Below are 16,251 nucleotides of genomic sequence, written 5' to 3'. Positions count from 1 at the left end.
GGTCCGGCGCCCTCCTGTTCGCGGGCGGGCTGAGCAGCGTGCTGCCCATGCCACCGCTGGGCGCGCTCGCGCTGTCCGCGGCCGCCCTGCGGAACCACGCGCTCACCCTGCACGCCGCGCTCGCGGCGGAGGGCGTCTACGCCGGGACCCTCACGATCGGCGGACTGGTCGAACGGGGCGACATCCACGCGGCCGTGACCGCGAACCCGGAGCTGTTCGGCGGCGCCGCGGCCCGCACACTCGATCCCGACGACCTGGCGGACACGGTGTGGCGCATGGTCACCGACCGCACGGAACCCGAGGTCGTCGTCACCGCGCCGGCCTGAGGCGCGCCTCCCGCAGCGCGCTGCGGCGGATCTTGCCCGCGTCGTCCCGCAGCTGCTCGCCGGTGAGCTCGATCGAGCGCGGCACCTTGTACGGCGCCAGCCGGCCGCGGAGGAACTCGCGCAGCTCATCCGGCGAGGAACGGCCGGTGAGGTGCACGATCGCGTGGACCACGTTGCCGTAGTCCTCGTCCGGCAGGCCGACGACCGCACTGTCCACGACCGCCGGGTGCTCGGCGAGCGCGGCCTCGATCTCCGCCGGGTACACGTTCGCGCCGCCCACGAGGATCATGTCGGTCTGCCGGTCGGCGAGGTAGAGGTAGCCCTCGTCGTCGAACGAACCCATGTCCCCCAACGACTCCCACCCGTCCCGCTCCCGCGCGGAGGCGCCGACGTAGGAGTAGGTGCGACCCTCCCCGTCGGGCCGCATCCAGATCTCGCCGACCTCGCCGGGCGTCAGCTCGCGGAAGTCCTCGCCGCGCACGCTCATCCGCCCGCGCTGCACCCGCCCGACCGAGCCGGGGTGGGCGAGCCAGTCCACGCCGTCGATCATGCAGTTGGCCTGCGCCTCGGTGCCGGAGTACAGCTCGATCACGGTCTCCGGGCCGACCCAGTCCAGGAACCCGCGCTTGACGTGCGGCGGGCACGGCGCCCCGACGTGCAGCACCGTCCGCAGCGAACGCAGGTCCGCCGCGGCCCGGACCTCCGCGGGCAGGCGCAGCATCCGGCCCATCATCGTGGGCACCACGTACAGCCAGGTAGCCCGGTGCTCGGCGACGAGGTCCAGGACGCGAGCCGCGTCGAACCGTCCCATGAGGACGACGTGGTGTCCGTGGAGGAGCGCCATCAGGGAGAACATGTACGGCGCGTTGTGGTAGAGCGGCGCCGAGGACAGGAACACCCCGTCGCGGTCGATCCGCAGCAGCGGTGCGCGAGCCAGCACCGCCTCGACGCTCGCCACCTGACCGGCCACGATCAGCTTCGGCCTGCCGGTGCTGCCCCCGGAGGTGGGCGCCTTCCACGAGGGCCCGACGACGTCCGGCAGCGGCTCCGCCTCCCCCTCGCCGAGGTCCTCGTCCCCGGTCAGCCAGGGACGCCCGTCCGCCGGGTCCAGCCCCACGACGACGGCGGGATCGGCCAGCGCCACCAGTGCCGCCAGCTCCGCGGGAGGAAGCCGATGCGACAACGGTTGGGGCACGGCGCCCAGCTTCCACGCGGCGACCGAGCACTCGACGTGCCGGATGCCGTTCGGCAGCGCGATGGACACGTGGTCCCCGGCCCGCACCCCGAGCGCGGCGAACCGGCGGGCGAGGCGGTTCGTGCGGGCGTCGAGCTCGCGGCGGGTGACGGTGCCGTGGTCGTCGGTGACCGCGGGGGCGTCGGGTGCGGTGGCGGCCAGCTCCCGGAGCCGCACGGCGAGCGGCGTACCCGCGCCGTGGTCCGCCCGGCCCTCGACCCGCTCGTCCTCGCACGCGGTCATCCGGTGGCACCTCCCCGTCGAGCCCTCCTCGGACCCTACGTCCCCCGCGGGCGTGTCCGACTCACCCGCCGCCGATGTCCGACTCGCGCGTCGAGATGTGGGGACTCGCGGAACGATTCCGCGAGTCCCCCCGTTTCGACGCGCGAGTCGGACAGCGCGGGTGGGTCAGCGGGTGGGTCAGGTGCCGCTCGTCGCACCCGCCGCGGCGACCGTGGCGATGGTGGCCACGATCGCGGCCTCGGCGGCCTTCACGCTCCCGGCGACGGCGTCGTTGATCGGCTCCTCCGCGGTGAAGGCCTCGGCACGGGCGCGGGCCGCCTTGCGGTCGGGGCGCTCCACGAAACGGTTGAGCAGCTGCGCGGCCGCGAGCAGGGCGGCCAGGAGCTTGGTCTCCTCCGTCGGCGCGGGATCGACGCCGGTCAAGGCGTCGACGACGGCGCGCTCGATCGGGCGCACCACCTCGTCGCCGGTCTCGGTGCGCGGGAACTTCTTCTGCGTGATGCCGAGGAACCTCGTCCGACCGTCCTCCACGAGCCCCTTCTCGGCGAGCCCGACGCCGAGCCGCTCCTGGAGCTTGAGCTTGCGCGGCAAGGTCTCGACCCAGCGCTGGGCCTTCCGTTCCTTCCCGTCCGACTCGATGAGCGACAGCGCCTCGCGGTGCAGTGGTTCGGCGGGTCCGGGCGCGTTCTCCCTGCTCACCCGCTTGTCCACGACCTGGATGCAGCCGCGGCGGGCCAGCGCGATCAGGACCGCCCCGCCCAACGCCGCGTCGATCCCGTACGTCGCCCGGTCCCGACCCGTGGTCGGGTTGCGGGACAACAGGAACACCTTCTCCTCGAGCGTCAGCTCCGCCACGGCGGCGACCCTACCGACTGCGGAGCAGGTCTGCGCACCTCTCCCCCACCATCATCGTGGTGATGTTCGGGTTGATCGCCGGCAGGAACGGCAGCACCGAGGCGTCCGCGACCCGCAGCCCCTCGACGCCCCGCACCCGCAGCTGCGGGTCCAGCGGCGCGAGCGGATCCGTCGCCGGGCCCATCTTCACGGTGCAGGCCGGGTGGTAGACGGTGTTGTGCGTCCTGACGACGTAGTCCTCGATCTCCGCGTCGGTGACGGCATCGGGACCGGGGGCCAGCTCGCGCGCCACCCACTCCTTCAGCGCGGGCTGCTCGGCGATGCGTCGGGCGAGCCGGATCCCCTCGATCATGACGCGCATGTCGTGGCCCTCGGGATCGGTGAAGTACCGGGGATCGACGCGGGCGCGGTCGCGGAAGTCCTTGCTGCGCAGCCGGACCGTGCCCCGCGACCGCCCGCGCGTGACGTTCGGGGTGAGGCAGAAGCCGTTGTCCGTGGTCGGGTAGCCCCAGCGGACCGTGTTGAGGTCGAAGGGCACCGAGCCGTAGTGCATCATCAGGTCCGGCCGGTCCAGGCCGGGCTCGGTGCGGTGGAAGACGCCGATCTCCCACCACTGGGTGGAGGTCGTGACCATCGGCCGGGCCGACTCCCACATGACCAGGCCCTCGACGTGGTCGTCGAGGTTGGCGCCGACGCCCGGGGCGTCGACCAGGACGTCGATCCCGAAGTCCCGCAGGTGGTCCGCGGGCCCGATGCCGGACAGCATGAGCAGCTTCGGGGTGTCGATGGAGCCCGCGGAGAGGACCACCTCGCGGCCGGCGGTCACCGTGCGCCTGCCCGGTCCGATCCCCTGCTGGTACTCGACGCCGGTGGCCCGGGTGCCGTCGAACAGCACGCGAGACGCCCAGCAGTCCGTCAGCACCGTGAGGTTGGGCCGCGAGCCCATGACCGGGTGCAGGTAGCTGACGCTCGCCGAGGACCGCGTGCCGTCGGGCAGCGAGTTGATCTGGAAGAACCCCGCACCCTCGGTGATCGTGACGCCCTCGTTGAACCGCACCGTCGGCAGCCCGACGCCCGCGCAGGCCTCCAGCACCGCGACCCCGCACGGATCGGCGGGCGGGACCTGCATGAGGTTCACCGGGCCCGAGCGGCCGTGTCCCTCCCACGGTCCGTCGTTCGTCTCCAGCCGCTGGATGAGCGGCCAACAGGAGTCCGCCGACCAGCCGTCGCACCCGAGGGAGGCCCACTCGTCGAGGTCCTCGCGCGGGGTCCAGAAGGCGATGCAGGAGTTGTGCGAGGAGCACCCGCCGAGGACCTTGGCGCGGGCGTGCCGGAGGAACGAGTTGCCGTGCTCCTGCGGTTCGACCAGGTAGTCCCAGTCGTAGCCGGAGTCCAGCAGGAACATCCAGTCCTGGAGGCGGAGGATCGCGGGATCGTCCACGTCGGACGGTCCGGCCTCCAGCAGGCAGACGGTGACGGCGGGGTCCTCCGACAGCCGGGACGCCAGCGCGCAGCCCGCCGAGCCCCCGCCCACCACGACGTAGTCGAACCGCATCTACTGGGCCTCCATCTGCTTCGCGAGGTGCTCGGGCAGCGTGCCCAGCTTGTGCCTGCCGCGCAGCCGGAACCACAGCAGCCCGATCCCCATCACCAGCCCGATGAAGATGAAGGCGATGTAGCTGATCCAGCCCTCGCCGTAGACGTCCGCGCGCGGCCAGGCGAGGTTGATCGCCATCGCACCGCCCCACAGCACGGCCACGATGTTCACCGGCAGGCCGAGCCGCCCGAGCGAGAAGTACCCCGCCTCGCCGCCGGACCACTCGCCCTTGAGGCGCTTGACCAGCATGGGCACGGTGACCAGCAGGTACGCGATGTAGATCATGATGATCGCCACGCTCGTCACGGCGGTGAAGATCTCCGGGATCCCCACGCTGATCACCAGGATGACCACGGCGGCGACGCCGATGAGCACGGCGGGCACCACCGGCGTCTTGCGGACGGGATCGACCCTGGCGAGCCGCGCGCCGCCGGGCAGCGCGTTGTCCCGGGCCATGGCGAACATCAGCCGGATCGCGGCGGTGTGCACGGCCAGCGCGCACACGGTGACCGCGATGACGACGGAGATCAGGAACACCGTGCCGACGGGCCCGCCGAGCACCGTGAGGATCACCAGCTGGAGGCCGCCGCTCGCCTCCCCGAGGGCCGGGTCGCCGAGGTCCGGCATCGCGAGGATGGCGAAGAGCAGGATGAGCCCGCCGATCACGAACGAGGCGATGACCGCGCGCAGGATGGCGTTGGGCGCCGTCCGCCGCGGGTCGACCGTCTCCTCGCCCAGCGAGCTGGCCGTGTCGAACCCGTACATGACGTAGGCGCTGGCCAGCGCGGCGACGAGGAAGGCGCCGAAGTAGCCGCCGGTCATGCCCTCGCCCAGCCCGCGGGTGTCGAACAGCACCGAGGGCGGGTTGACGATGTTGACCGCCAACAGGATCACGATCAGCACCGCGGCGACCAGCTCGATGAACACGCCCACGGAGTTGATCCGCGTCATCAGCTTCACGCCGTACGCGTTGACCAGCGTGGTGAACAGGATCAGTACGGCACCCCAGATGAGGCCGTTGAGCTGGTAGTCGTTGTCCCCGGTGCCGTCGCCGACGAACTGGAAGCCGGACCAGATCTGCGGGAGCGTGAGCTGGTAGCCCAGCACCACGGCGGTGATGGTGACCACGGACGCGGTGAACATCATCCACCCGGCCAGCCACGAGACCGTCGGGCCCGCGAGGCGCTTCGACCAGTTGTAGACCGACCCCGCCACCGGGAACCGGCCCGCCAGCTCGGCGAAGCACAACGCCACCATCAGCTGGCCGACGAACACCAGGGGCCAGGTCCACCAGTAGACGGGCCCGCCGAAGCCGTAGCCGAGGTAGAAGAGCTGGAACGTGCCCGTCAGGATCGAGATGTAGCTGATCCCGGCGGCGAAGCTGGCGAACTTGCCGATGCTGCGGTCGAGCGACTGGCTGTACCCGAACTCGGCGAGCCCGTGATCCTGCTCGGACAATGCGACCTCCAGCTAGCCCTTGAACCACCCCTGCGGCGCGGGGGCGGTGTTCTGCCAGACGTGCTTGGTCTCCTGGTACTCGTGGAGGCCCGTGTACCCGAGCTCGCGGCCGTTGCCGGAGCGCTTCATCCCGCCCCACTCCGCACCGGGCACGTACGGGTGGTAGTCGTTGATCCACACGGTGCCGTGCCGCAGCGCGGAGGCGACCCGCTGGGCACGGCCCATGTCCTGGGTGAACACCGCGCCCGCCAGGCCGTACTCGGTGTCGTTGCCGAGCTCGATCGCCTCGGCCTCGGTGGTGAACCGCTCCACGGTGAGGATCGGGCCGAACGTCTCCTCGCGGATCACCCGGCTCGAGCGCGTGACGCCGGTGATCACCGTGGGCAGGTAGAAGAACCCCTTCGCCAACGCGGGATCCGCGGGCCGGGCGCCGCCGCAGACGATCGTGGCGCCTTCCTTCTTCGCCGAGTCGACGAAGCCCTCGATCTTGGCTCGGTGCGCCTCGGAGACCATGGGCCCGACCTCGACGCCCGCGTCGAGCCCGTTGCCCAGCCGGATCCGCTGCGCCCGCGACGCCACCTCGGCCACCAGCGCGTCCGCCAGGGAGTCCTCGACGATCAGCCGCGCGCCCGCCGAGCAGACCTGCCCGGAGTGCAGGAACACGGCGAGCATCGCGTAGTCCACGGCCAGCTCGAAGTCCGTGTCCGCGAAGACGATGTTGGGGTTCTTGCCACCCAACTCGACCGCCGTGCGCTTCACCGTCTCCGCCGACGCCCGGATGATCGCCTTCCCGGTGGCGAGCCCGCCGGTGAAGCTGACCATGTCGACGCCGGGGTGCTCGGTCAGCGGCGCGCCGACCGTGGGCCCGTCCCCCAGCACGATGTTGACGACGCCCGCCGGGACCCCGGCCTCCTCGCACAGCCTCACGAGCAGTATCGAGGTCAGCGGGGTGACCTCGGACGGCTTGATCACCATGGTGTTGCCGGCGGCGAGGGCGGGCGCGACCTTCCAGGACAGCTGCAGCAGCGGGTAGTTCCAGGGCGTGACCAGGGCGCACACCCCGACCGGCTCGTGCACGACCCTGCTGACGACGGCCGGTTGCCCGGTCTCGACCAGGCGTCCGGCGTCCTTGTCGGCGAGGTCGGCGTAGAAGCGGAAGACGGCGGTGACGTCGTCGACGTCGATCCGGCTCTCGACCAGGGTCTTGCCGGTGTCGAGGGTCTCGGTGTGCGCGATCTCCTCCTTGTCCCGCACGAGGAGGTCCGCGACCCGGCGCAGCAGCGCGCCGCGCTCCGGCGCCTCGACCGAGCGCCACGGACCGTGGTCGAAGGCGCGGCGGGCCGCGGCGACCGCGCGGTCCACGTCGTCCGCGCCCGCCTGGTCCACTGTGCGCACCACGGAGGCGTCGAACGGGTTCACGACCTGCGCGGACCCCCCGGAGCCGGAGGTCCACTCGCCGTCGATGAAGAGGTCGGACACCGGTGGAGGGTCCTCCCGATCGTTGATCGCGGTCAAGCACGGATACGGGACGAACGCCTATAGTTTCGCTATGAGCAACACGGAGCGCGCGCGGGACGGAGGCGTGCAGTCCGTGGACCGCGCCATCACCGTGCTCGAGATCCTCGCTCAGCGCGGCGAGGCCGGGGTCAGCGAGGTCGCCGCCGAGCTCGACGTGCACAAGTCCACCGCCTTCCGGCTGCTCGGTGCGCTGGAGGAGCGAGGGCTGGTGGAACAGGCCGCCGACCGGGGGAAGTACACCCTCGGGTTCGGGCTGATCCCGCTGGCGGGCGCGGTGTCCGGCCGGCTCGACGTGACGCGGATGGGCCGCGAGGCGTGCGAGCGGCTGGCGCTGGAGTTCGGCGAGACCGTCAACATCGCGGTGCTGCAGGCGCCGTGGGCCGTCAACGTGCACCAGGCCCGCGGGCCCTCGACGGTGCTGTCCTACAACTGGATCGGCCGGATCACGCCGCTGCACTGCACGTCGAGCGGCAAGGCGCTGATCGCCTGGCTGGAGGCCGCCGACCTGGGCCCGATGCTCAAGGACCTGGAGCTCGAACGGTTCACCGACCGGACCACGGTCACCCGGGACGAGCTGGAGGCCGACCTCGACCGGGTGCGGGAGCGGGGGTACGCGACGGTCGTCGAGGAGTACGAGATCGGGCTCAACGCCGTCGCCGCCCCGATCCGCGACCAGACCGGTGGGGTCGCCGGCGCCCTCTCCCTCGCCGGCCCCAGCTACCGCCTCCCGCCCACCCGGCTCGAGGACCTCGCCCCCACCGTCGTCGAGGCGGCGCAGGAGATCAGCCGCCGGATGGGATGGTGGGAGTGACGAGCAGCCGGACATCCACCCCGTAAGCTCCCTTTCGTGACGATTCCGGGGTCGCCGCGGTGAGCGGGCTGTTCGCACTGCTGGACGACGTCGCGGCGCTCGTGCGGATCACCGCCGCGTCGCTGGACGACATCGCGGGCGCGGCCGGGCGGGCCGGGGTCAAGGCGGCCGGTGTCGTCGTGGACGACGCAGCCGTCACTCCCCGCTACGTCCAGGGCCTCAAGCCCGAGCGCGAGCTGAACATCATCCGCCGGATCGCGGTCGGGTCGCTGCGGAACAAGCTCCTCTTCATCGTGCCCGCGGCGCTGCTGCTGAGCTGGCTCGCGCCGTGGCTGCTCACGCCGATCCTCATGCTCGGTGGGCTGTACCTCTGCTACGAGGGCGCGGAGAAGATCTGGGAGAAGCTCTCCGGGCACGAGGCCGCACCGGAGGAGAAGAACGCCGAGGCCGCCGCCGACCCGGTCGGACACGAGAAGAAGGTCGTGTCCGGCGCCGTGCGGACCGACTTCATCCTCTCGGCCGAGATCATGGTCATCGCGCTCAACGAGGTCGCGGGCGAGGCGTTCCTCCCCCGCGCGATCATCCTCGTGCTGGTCGCCCTCGCGATCACCGCGCTCGTGTACGGCGTCGTCGCCCTCATCGTGAAGATGGACGACCTGGGGCTGCTCCTGGCCGAGCGCGAGTCGGGCGCGGTGAGCGCGCTCGGCCGCGGGCTCGTGCGGGCCATGCCGATCGTGCTGGCGGTGCTGTCGACCGTCGGCATCGCGGCGATGCTCTGGGTCGGCGGGCACATCCTGCTGGTCGGGGTGGACGAGCTGGGGTTCCACCCGCCGTACGGGTTCGTGCACCACGTCGAGCTGCTGGTGCACGACGCCACCGGCCCGCTCGGCGGGTTCCTCGGCTGGCTCACCAACACCGCCCTGTCCGCCGTCGTCGGGGCGGTCGTGGGCGCGATCGTCGTGGCCGTGATGCACCTGCTGCCGAAGCGGCGGGCCCACGCCTGAGCTACCGGGCCACCACGAGCAGCACGAATGCGGCGACGATCACCGCGACCCGCACCCGGTGCAGCCGGTCCCAGCGCCCGATCTGCCGTGCCCAGTCCGCCGGGCGCTCCCCCGCCGACCACCGGATCACCCGGTTGTTGATCGGGACCAGGAGCGCTACCGACATGACCACGCCGACCAGCAGCAGAGCGACCGCCACCAGCACGGGCGTGCTCCACGCCAGCACGGTCCACACGCCGGCGAGCCCGACCGAGCCGATATACCAGAACGGCATCGCCCGACCCAGCCTCCTCCCGCCGTCGACGCGGCCCAGCAGGCCGACGCCGTCGGGCAGCCTGTCCAGGATCGGGTTGACCACGGCCGCGACGGACAGCTCCACCCCGACCAGCAACCCGACGACCACCACCGTGACCACCGCGAGCGTCTCCATGGGTCCTCCCAGGTTCTAGCAGTGCTAGCTTCTGGGCCGACGCTAGACGAGCGGCGCTCGATTGTCTAGCAGCGCTAGATTTTGTGCTACGGTGCGGTCGTGCCGGTGTCGGAACGCAAGGAACGGGAGCGCGCCGAGCGCCATCGCCTGATCGTGAGCACCGCCCGTGCGCTCGCGGAGGCCGAGGGCTGGGAGGCCGTGACGACCCGGCGGCTCGCCGAGCGCATCGAGTACAGCCAGCCGGTGCTCTACAGCCATTTCCGCGGCAAGGACGAGATCGTCGACGCCGTCGCGCTCGAGGGGTTCGCCGAGCTGGCCACCGCCCTCCGGGCCGCTGCCGGTGCCACCGACGGACCGCGGGCGGCCATCACCGCGCTGGCCCGCACCTACGTCGAGTTCGCCGAGCACAGCCCGGCCCTCTACGACGCGATGTTCAACCTCCGCAGCGGCCTCCCCTTCGCCGACGAGGCCGCCCCCGCCCCGCTGCGCGAGGGCTTCGCCCTCCTCCTCGACTCGCTCGGACGAGTCGCCGGGGACGTGGAACCGGGCCTGTTCACCGAGGTCGCCTGGGCGGGCCTGCACGGCCTGGTCACCCTGACCCGCGCCGGCCGCCTCCCCGACGAGCACACGTCGAGGCGGATCGAGGTCCTGGTCGACCTGCTCACCGGGTGAGATCAGCACCATCGCTGTTCGATCATGGTCGGACAGCACTGGTGCTGATCGCAGCGCGCACGAGCCCGGCGATGCGCTCCGGTGGGTCCCACTTGGTGAAGCGGAGCATGCGCCACCCCATCGCCGTGAGGGTGGTGAAGCGGGCGGTGTCGCGGAGGACCTGCTCCGGCCTGGTGTGAGCGGCGCCCTCGTACTCCAGACCGACCAGGTGCTCCGGATAGGCCATGTCCAGCCACAGTGCCCGTCGGGCGACGGGGTCCTGCACCACCCACTGCACCTTCGGGCGCGGGAGCCCGGCCGCGACGAGCGCGAGCCGGACCCGGGTCTCGGGTGGCGAGCCGGCGTAGCGGTCCGCGGCGGAAACGATCTCGGGCAGCGCACCGGTTCCCCGCGCTCCTGGGTGGCGGTCCCGCAACGCCAGGACCTCCGCCGGGTCGAAGCCGCCCGCATTCGCCAACGCGTCCAGCGCGACGATCCGCTCCACCCGGCTCGGCGCCCACCGGGCCAGGTCGAACGCGGTCCGACGGGCGGTGGTCACCCACAGTCCCGCGACAGACCCGCCTCGCCGCACCACCTCGATCTCGTCCCGCCGGAGCAGGTCCCGGTGCAGCACCAGGCCGGGGCGCGGGCGGATGCCGCCGCGCGTCAGCGTCGCCTCGGCCGGCGCGTCGAGCGGGCCGCAGTCCGCGCCGTGCAGCAGCGCCGCGCTGTACCCCGACAGCACCCCACGGCCGTCGACCAGCGCGGCAGCGGCACGGATGCGGACCTCGGCCTCACTCAGTCCGGCAGCGGCCGCGAGCTGCACGTACACGTCCGGGAAGGGGCGGGTGAAACGCGGGCCGCGCAGCTCGGCGCCCGTGACCAGCCCCGCCGAGCGCGCGGCGGAACCGCGGAACGCGACGGGCCACCCCGGCACGGTCCGCAGCACCTCGACGCTCGACACGGACGGAGCGTCGCGCGTCCAGGCGCGGTTCGTGGCGTTTCGGGGGAAGTGGGCGGTGCCGATCAGCACCAGCGCTGTTCGATCATGCTCCGACAGCGCTGGTGCTGATCTCGGTCAGGCGAGGCGGGACTGGACCCAGTGGTGGAACTCCGCGATGTGGTGTTCGGACGGGACCAGGCTGCCGCCCTGCGCGTAGATCCTGCTGCTCATGGCCGGTTGGGTGCGTTCGCAGGCGGCGAAGTCCTGGGTGTTGACGCGGTGGAAGAGCTCCACGCTGCGCTCGACGTCCGCGCCGGACTCCACGACCTCGGGCAGGAACAGCCAGTCGCACTCCACCAGCGTGCGGTCCACCGCGACCGGGGTCATCCGGTGCACGATGACGTGGTCCGGCACCAGGTTCACGAACACGCCGGGGCGGATCGTGATGGCGAAGTACTTGCGGTCCTGGGCCTCGTCGATGGTCGGGATGCGGGTGTGGCCCGCGGACCCGTCGACGGTGAAGCCCTCCACCTCCGAGCCGAACTCCGCGCCGTGGCCCACGTAGTACTGCGCCGCGTAGCCGTCGGCGAACTCCGGGAGCACCTCCGTGAGCTCCGGGTGGATCGTGGCGCAGTGGTAGCACTCCATGAAGTTCTCGACGATCAGCTTCCAGTTCGACTTCACGTCGTAGCTGATCCGCTTGGCCAACCGCAGGTTCTCGACGCCGTAGTGGTCGATCGACTCGACGTCCCCGAGCCGGGTGACCACGGCCCCGATGACCTGCTCCTCGAACGACGGCGGCTCGGGAGCCACGCACACCCACACGTACCCGATCCACTCCCGCACCGCGACGGCGGCGAGGCCGTTGGCGAAGCGGTCGACGTCCGGCATCTCGGTGAGGTTCGGCGCGGCGATGAGCTTGCCGGTCAAATCGTAGGTCCAGGCGTGGTACGGGCACTGCAGCTTGTTGCGCACCTGCCCCGCGGGCTCGACGCAGAGCTGCGCGCCGCGGTGCCTGCACACGTTGAAGAAGGCGCGGACCTGCCTGTCCCGCCCCTTCACCACGACGACGGACTCGCGGCCCACCTGCACGGTCCGGTAGGCGCCGGGCCCGTCGAGGTCCGCGGCGAGCGCCACGCACACCCACCCCGCCTCGACGATCCGCTCCTGCTCGGCCGCGAAGATCGCGGGATCGGTGTACCAGCGGCCCGCCAGCGTCGGGATCAGGGAGCCGGGCGCGGTCGCCGCGGCATCGACGGTCGGGTCCACGGGCTGCGTCTCGTTGAGCGCGGTCATGAGCGAAGGCGCTTCCCCTCGGGATCGAACGTGGGCTCGGAGACGACGACGGCGGGCAGCCGCTTCCCGACGTACTGGATCTCGACCGCCGTCCCCGGCGCCGCCAGCTCGGTCGGCAGCCAGGCGTAGGCCAGGAAGGCGTCGATGCTCGGCCCGTAGGCCGCGCTGGTCACGTACCCGACACAGTCCGCCCCCGCGAACACCGGCTCGGACCCCAGCACGGCGTGCTGCGGATCCAGCTGCAGCGGGACGAGCCTGCGGCGCGGCTCCGCCGACACGGCCTCCGCACCCGGGTACTCCCCCGGCTTCACGGCGAAGGCGAGCCCGGCCTCGGCGGGCAGGTCCTCGCTGGTCATGTCGACGCCGGAGGCGCGGTAGCCCTTCTCCAGGCGCAGGCTGGTGAAGGCGTGGCGCCCCGCGGCGATCATGCCGTGCTCGGCCCCGGCCGCCCACAGCCCGTCCCACAGGGCCAGGCCCTGGTCCGCGGTGGTGTAGAGCTCCCAGCCCAGCTCGCCCACGTAGGACACGCGCAGCGCGAGCACCGGGATCGCGCCCACGTGGATCGTGCGGGCGCGGAAGTAGCCGAACGACAGGTCGTCGGACGAGACGGCGGACAGGACGTCGAGCGCCCGGGGGCCCCACAGGCCGACGCCGCAGGTCCCGGCGGTGACGTCCCGGACCGAGACGCCCGCGGGGGCCAGCCTGCGCAGCCGGTCGACGTCGACCTCGCCGTTCGCGCCGACCTGGAAGAGCTCGGGGCCGAGGCGGGTCACGGTGAGGTCGGAGAGCACCCCACCGGACGCGGTGAGCATCAGGGTGTAGACCACGCGGCCCACCGCGACGTCGACCTTGTTGCTGGTCAGGCCGTCGAGGAAGGCGCAGGCACCCGGCCCGGACACCTCGACGCGGGTCAGCGGCGTCATGTCGTAGAGCGCCACGGAGTCGCGGGTGGCGACGGCCTCGGCGCTCGCGACCGGCGACCAGTGACGGCCCGCCCAGTCCTCGCGCGGAGCGCTCTGCCCGGGCAGCCCGGCGTTCGCGGCGAACCACAGCGGCCGTTCCCAGCCGCCGATCTCGGTGAACACCGCGCCGAGCTCCTGCTGGCGCAGGTACCAGGGGCTGGTCCGCATCGGCCGCGGCCCGGCGGGCGGGTCCAGCGGGTGCAGGATGTCGTAGACCTCGACGAAGTTGCGCGCGGCCCGCTGCTCCACATAGGCCGGGGAGCGCTGGGCCTCGGTGAAGCGGTTGAGGTCGCAGGTGTGCACGTCGAGCGTGGGGTGCCCGTCGACCATCCACTCCGCCAGCGCGCGGGCGACACCGCAGGAGTGCGTGACCCACACGGCCTCGGCGACCCAGTAGCCGGACAGCGTGGGGTGCTCGCCGAGCAGCGGCATGCCGTCGGAGGTGAAGGAGAAGACGCCGTTGAAGCCGTGCTCGATCTCGACGCCCTCCAGCGCCGGGAGCAGCGCGCGGGCGTCGGCGTAGGCGGGCGCCCAGTCCTCCGGCGTGAAGTCGAACGACGACGGCATCTCGGTGTGCGTGGGCAGGTTCGCCGGGTCGACGGGGATGGGCCGGTGGGCGTAGGAGCCGATGCCGAGCCGCTCGCCGTGCTCGCGGAAGTACAGGTCGCGGTCCTGGTGGCGCAGGATCGGCGCAGCCGCCTCGAGCGCGCCGAGGTCCCGCAGGCCGGCGACGGGGGTGGTGCGGGCGTACTGGTGCGCCATCGGGAGCAGCGGGGTCGGGAGGTCGACCAGGGCGCCGGTCAGCGGGCCCCAGAACCCGGTGCACTGCACCACGAGGTCCGCGGGGAAGGTGTCGGTCTCGGTGCGGACGCCGGTGACCCGGCCGCCTGCGCGCAGCACCTCCACGACCCGCTGCGAGCCGAGGAACCGGGCGCCGCGGGAGATCGCGCGCCGGGCCTGGGCCTCGACCGCGCGAGGCGCCTTGGCCAGCCCGTCCGTGGGGATGTGCAGGCCGGCCAGCACGTTCTCGGCGGGCACCAGCGGGTGCAGCCGGGCGCACTCCTCCGGCCCGACGACCGTCGAGGAGACCCCGACGGAGGCGAGGTAGCCCTGGCGGCGCCACAGCTCGTCCACCCGCTCGGGCAGGGTCGCGACCTCCAGGCCGCCGACCTGGTTGAAGCACCACTGCCCGTCGACGGCGAGCGAGGACAGCTTCTCGACGGTGTACCTGGCGAACCGCGCCATCGTGCGGCTCGGGTTCGCCTGGAAGACCAGGCCCGGCGCGTGCGACGACGACCCGCCCGGCAGCGACAGCGCCCCCCGGTCGAGGACGGTGACGTCCGTCCAGCCGCGCTCGGTCAGCTCGTCCGCCACGGCGGCCCCGACGACCCCGGACCCGATGACGACGACACGAGGCGTCATGAGGCGCGGCGTGCGGCGGCGGGCAGGTGCGGGATCGCCTCGGACAGCTGCAGGAACACCTGGCCCTCGGAGGTCACGACGGTGTGGGTGCGGACCGGGTAGGTCGCGATCATCCCGTCGGCCTCGCCGGTGCGCAGGTCGAAGATCGCGGCGTGCAGCGGGCACTCCACCGCGCAGTCCTCGACGAACCCCTCCGCCAGCGACGCGTCGGCGTGGGTGCAGGTGTCGTCGACGGCGAACAGCTCGCCGTCCTCGGTGTGGAAGACGGCCACCGGCGGGCTGCCCGGGAGGTCCGTGAGCCGCAGGGAACCGCCCGGAGGGAGGTCGGAGAGCTGGCAGGCGTAGATCATGGTGCCGCGTCCTCGTGATGCCGGTGTGACAGGCGTGGTGTTGGTGCGTACTGCGAGACACTCAGCACGACGCGCAACACGGTGAGGCCGCGGAGGGGTCGCTGTCAAGGGGGTCCGGGCATGCGGAAACGCAGTCGTCCGATCGGCAAACTGCCGGTAACGCGGGTCTAGGCCGAATGGCTCAGAACAGGCCGTCGAGCACGGCGGGACGGGTCGTGACGACGGGGTGGCCGGACCGGTCGTGCCCCGGGTCCCCGCGGCCGTGACCGCGGGGAACCCGGGAACGGCTCAGCGCGAGCCTGCGCGGCGGCCGCGGTTCCAGCCGCCGAGGATGCCCACGGCCTGGATGAGGCCGGAGCTGAACTTCCCGAGGGCGCGTGCCAGGTTCTTCACGTACGTCTCCTGCGTCGGTCGGGGGGCGGACCGCCCCACGGTCTCAAACGGGTGACGCTCGCGCACGGAGGGGGCCCGGGCGCACGACGAGCGGCGGGCGGTGCTGGTCGGCCGGCGACTCCCGGGCGTGTCGGCCGCATCGTCCACGCAGGTGGGCGCGGCGGACCTCGCCGGAGGTGGTGCGACGAGCGCGTGGCGTACGTCGGCGGACGGCACCGGCGGGCCCCGGAGATGGAATGCTGATCTCGACCCGTACGTCCCCGAGGCAGGAGAACCCCGTGACCGTCACCGTCGTCGTCGGCAACCCGAAGGCCGGAGGCCGCACCACCGCCGCGGGCGTGGCGCTGGCCGAGAAGCTCACCGGCGCGGCCCCCGACCACGTGCTCGAGCTGTCCGAGCTGGGCCCGGGCCTGCTGGGCTGGGGCGACGAGGCGGTCGCGGCCGCGGTGAAGACGGTGCAGGCGTCGTCGCTCGTGGTGTTCGCCTGCCCCACCTACAAGGCGACCTACACGGGCCTGCTGAAGCTGTTCCTGGACCAGTTCGCCGGGGGCACCGGGCTGCAGGACGTCGTGGCGGTGCCGCTGATGCTGGGCGGCGGACCCGCCCACGCGCTCGCCCCGGACCTCACGCTGCGCCCCGTGCTGTCCGAGCTGGGCGGGACGTGCGCCCTGCCGGGCCTCTACCTGATCGACTCCGCGTGGGACGGGCCCGAGCTCGCGGCCTACGGCGAGCGCTGGAAGCCCGTCGCGGGCGCCCTC

The 16,251-nt window shown here is 72.5% G+C and carries 14 protein-coding genes and 1 pseudogene; 5 read left to right on the top strand and 10 right to left on the bottom strand.

What is annotated here, in order from left to right; translation table 11 throughout:
* Positions 1–326 (top strand): annotated as a pseudogene (locus H5J29_RS04435) (SDR family NAD(P)-dependent oxidoreductase); the annotation flags it as partial.
* Here the strand turns inward: H5J29_RS04435 and H5J29_RS04430 are convergent.
* From H5J29_RS04430 to H5J29_RS04410, 5 genes are all read right to left on the bottom strand, one after another.
* A complete protein-coding gene (locus H5J29_RS04430; RefSeq protein WP_181779612.1) occupies positions 310–1,803 on the bottom strand; it encodes an AMP-binding protein in 1,494 nt (497 codons plus the stop codon). The pseudogene H5J29_RS04435 and the gene H5J29_RS04430 sit on opposite strands and share 17 nt — an antisense overlap.
* Positions 1,804–1,980: 177 nt before the next feature.
* Positions 1,981–2,658 carry a GOLPH3/VPS74 family protein gene (locus H5J29_RS04425; RefSeq protein WP_181779611.1) on the bottom strand — a complete coding sequence of 226 codons (678 nt, stop codon included), beginning with the start codon at positions 2,656–2,658 and terminating at the stop codon, positions 1,981–1,983.
* A gap of 10 nt (positions 2,659–2,668) precedes the next feature.
* Complete coding sequence (locus H5J29_RS04420) at positions 2,669–4,213, bottom strand: GMC family oxidoreductase (protein WP_181779610.1); 1,545 nt, start codon at positions 4,211–4,213, stop codon at positions 2,669–2,671.
* A complete protein-coding gene (locus H5J29_RS04415) occupies positions 4,214–5,713 on the bottom strand; it encodes an APC family permease (RefSeq protein ID WP_220186973.1) in 1,500 nt (499 codons plus the stop codon).
* A gap of 12 nt (positions 5,714–5,725) precedes the next feature.
* Positions 5,726–7,192: an aldehyde dehydrogenase family protein gene (locus tag H5J29_RS04410; RefSeq protein ID WP_181779609.1), complete on the bottom strand. Its 1,467-nt coding sequence runs from the start codon at positions 7,190–7,192 to the stop codon at positions 5,726–5,728.
* Positions 7,193–7,262: 70 nt separating this feature from the next.
* Between H5J29_RS04410 and H5J29_RS04405 the strand changes: the two genes are divergently transcribed.
* Positions 7,263–8,042 carry an IclR family transcriptional regulator gene (locus H5J29_RS04405; protein ID WP_220186971.1) on the top strand — a complete coding sequence of 260 codons (780 nt, stop codon included), beginning with the start codon at positions 7,263–7,265 and terminating at the stop codon, positions 8,040–8,042.
* A 59-nt stretch (positions 8,043–8,101) separates the two neighbouring features.
* Positions 8,102–9,046, top strand: a complete 945-nt coding sequence (locus H5J29_RS04400; protein WP_181779608.1) for a DUF808 domain-containing protein — start codon at positions 8,102–8,104, stop codon at positions 9,044–9,046.
* 1 nt (position 9,047) lies between these two features.
* Here the strand turns inward: H5J29_RS04400 and H5J29_RS04395 are convergent, their stop codons facing one another.
* Positions 9,048–9,476: an anthrone oxygenase family protein gene (locus tag H5J29_RS04395; RefSeq protein ID WP_181779607.1), complete on the bottom strand. Its 429-nt coding sequence runs from the start codon at positions 9,474–9,476 to the stop codon at positions 9,048–9,050.
* Between the two features lie 99 nt (positions 9,477–9,575).
* Here H5J29_RS04395 and H5J29_RS04390 point away from each other — a divergent pair, with 99 nt between their 5' ends.
* Entirely contained in the window at positions 9,576–10,148 is a 573-nt protein-coding gene (locus H5J29_RS04390) for a TetR/AcrR family transcriptional regulator (protein ID WP_181779606.1), read from the top strand.
* 22 nt (positions 10,149–10,170) lie between these two features.
* Here H5J29_RS04390 and H5J29_RS04385 read toward each other — a convergent pair whose 3' ends face one another.
* The 4 genes from H5J29_RS04385 to H5J29_RS04370 form a co-directional block, all read right to left on the bottom strand.
* Complete coding sequence (locus H5J29_RS04385; RefSeq protein ID WP_181779605.1) at positions 10,171–11,091, bottom strand: PDDEXK family nuclease; 921 nt, start codon at positions 11,089–11,091, stop codon at positions 10,171–10,173.
* A gap of 114 nt (positions 11,092–11,205) precedes the next feature.
* Positions 11,206–12,366, bottom strand: a complete 1,161-nt coding sequence (locus H5J29_RS04380; RefSeq protein ID WP_181779604.1) for an aromatic ring-hydroxylating oxygenase subunit alpha — start codon at positions 12,364–12,366, stop codon at positions 11,206–11,208.
* Positions 12,363–14,750, bottom strand: coding sequence for a GcvT family protein (locus H5J29_RS04375; protein WP_181779603.1), 2,388 nt, complete (start codon positions 14,748–14,750; stop codon positions 12,363–12,365). The genes H5J29_RS04380 and H5J29_RS04375 overlap by 4 nt, the downstream gene beginning before the upstream one ends.
* Entirely contained in the window at positions 14,747–15,100 is a 354-nt protein-coding gene (locus H5J29_RS04370) for a bifunctional 3-phenylpropionate/cinnamic acid dioxygenase ferredoxin subunit (RefSeq protein ID WP_181779602.1), read from the bottom strand. Before H5J29_RS04370 ends, H5J29_RS04375 begins: the two co-directional genes overlap by 4 nt.
* Before the next feature lie 671 nt (positions 15,101–15,771).
* Between H5J29_RS04370 and H5J29_RS04365 the strand changes: the two genes are divergently transcribed.
* Positions 15,772–16,251, top strand: a 480-nt coding sequence (locus tag H5J29_RS04365) for an NADPH-dependent FMN reductase (RefSeq protein ID WP_181779601.1), incomplete at its 3' end; no start/stop codon positions are given.

The sequence above is a fragment of the Pseudonocardia pini genome (genome assembly GCF_013870575.1).
Lineage (GTDB): Bacteria > Actinomycetota > Actinomycetes > Mycobacteriales > Pseudonocardiaceae > Pseudonocardia > Pseudonocardia pini.
The sequence above is the reverse complement of the archived record's forward strand: the minus strand, read 5'-3'. Positions and strand labels throughout refer to the sequence as shown.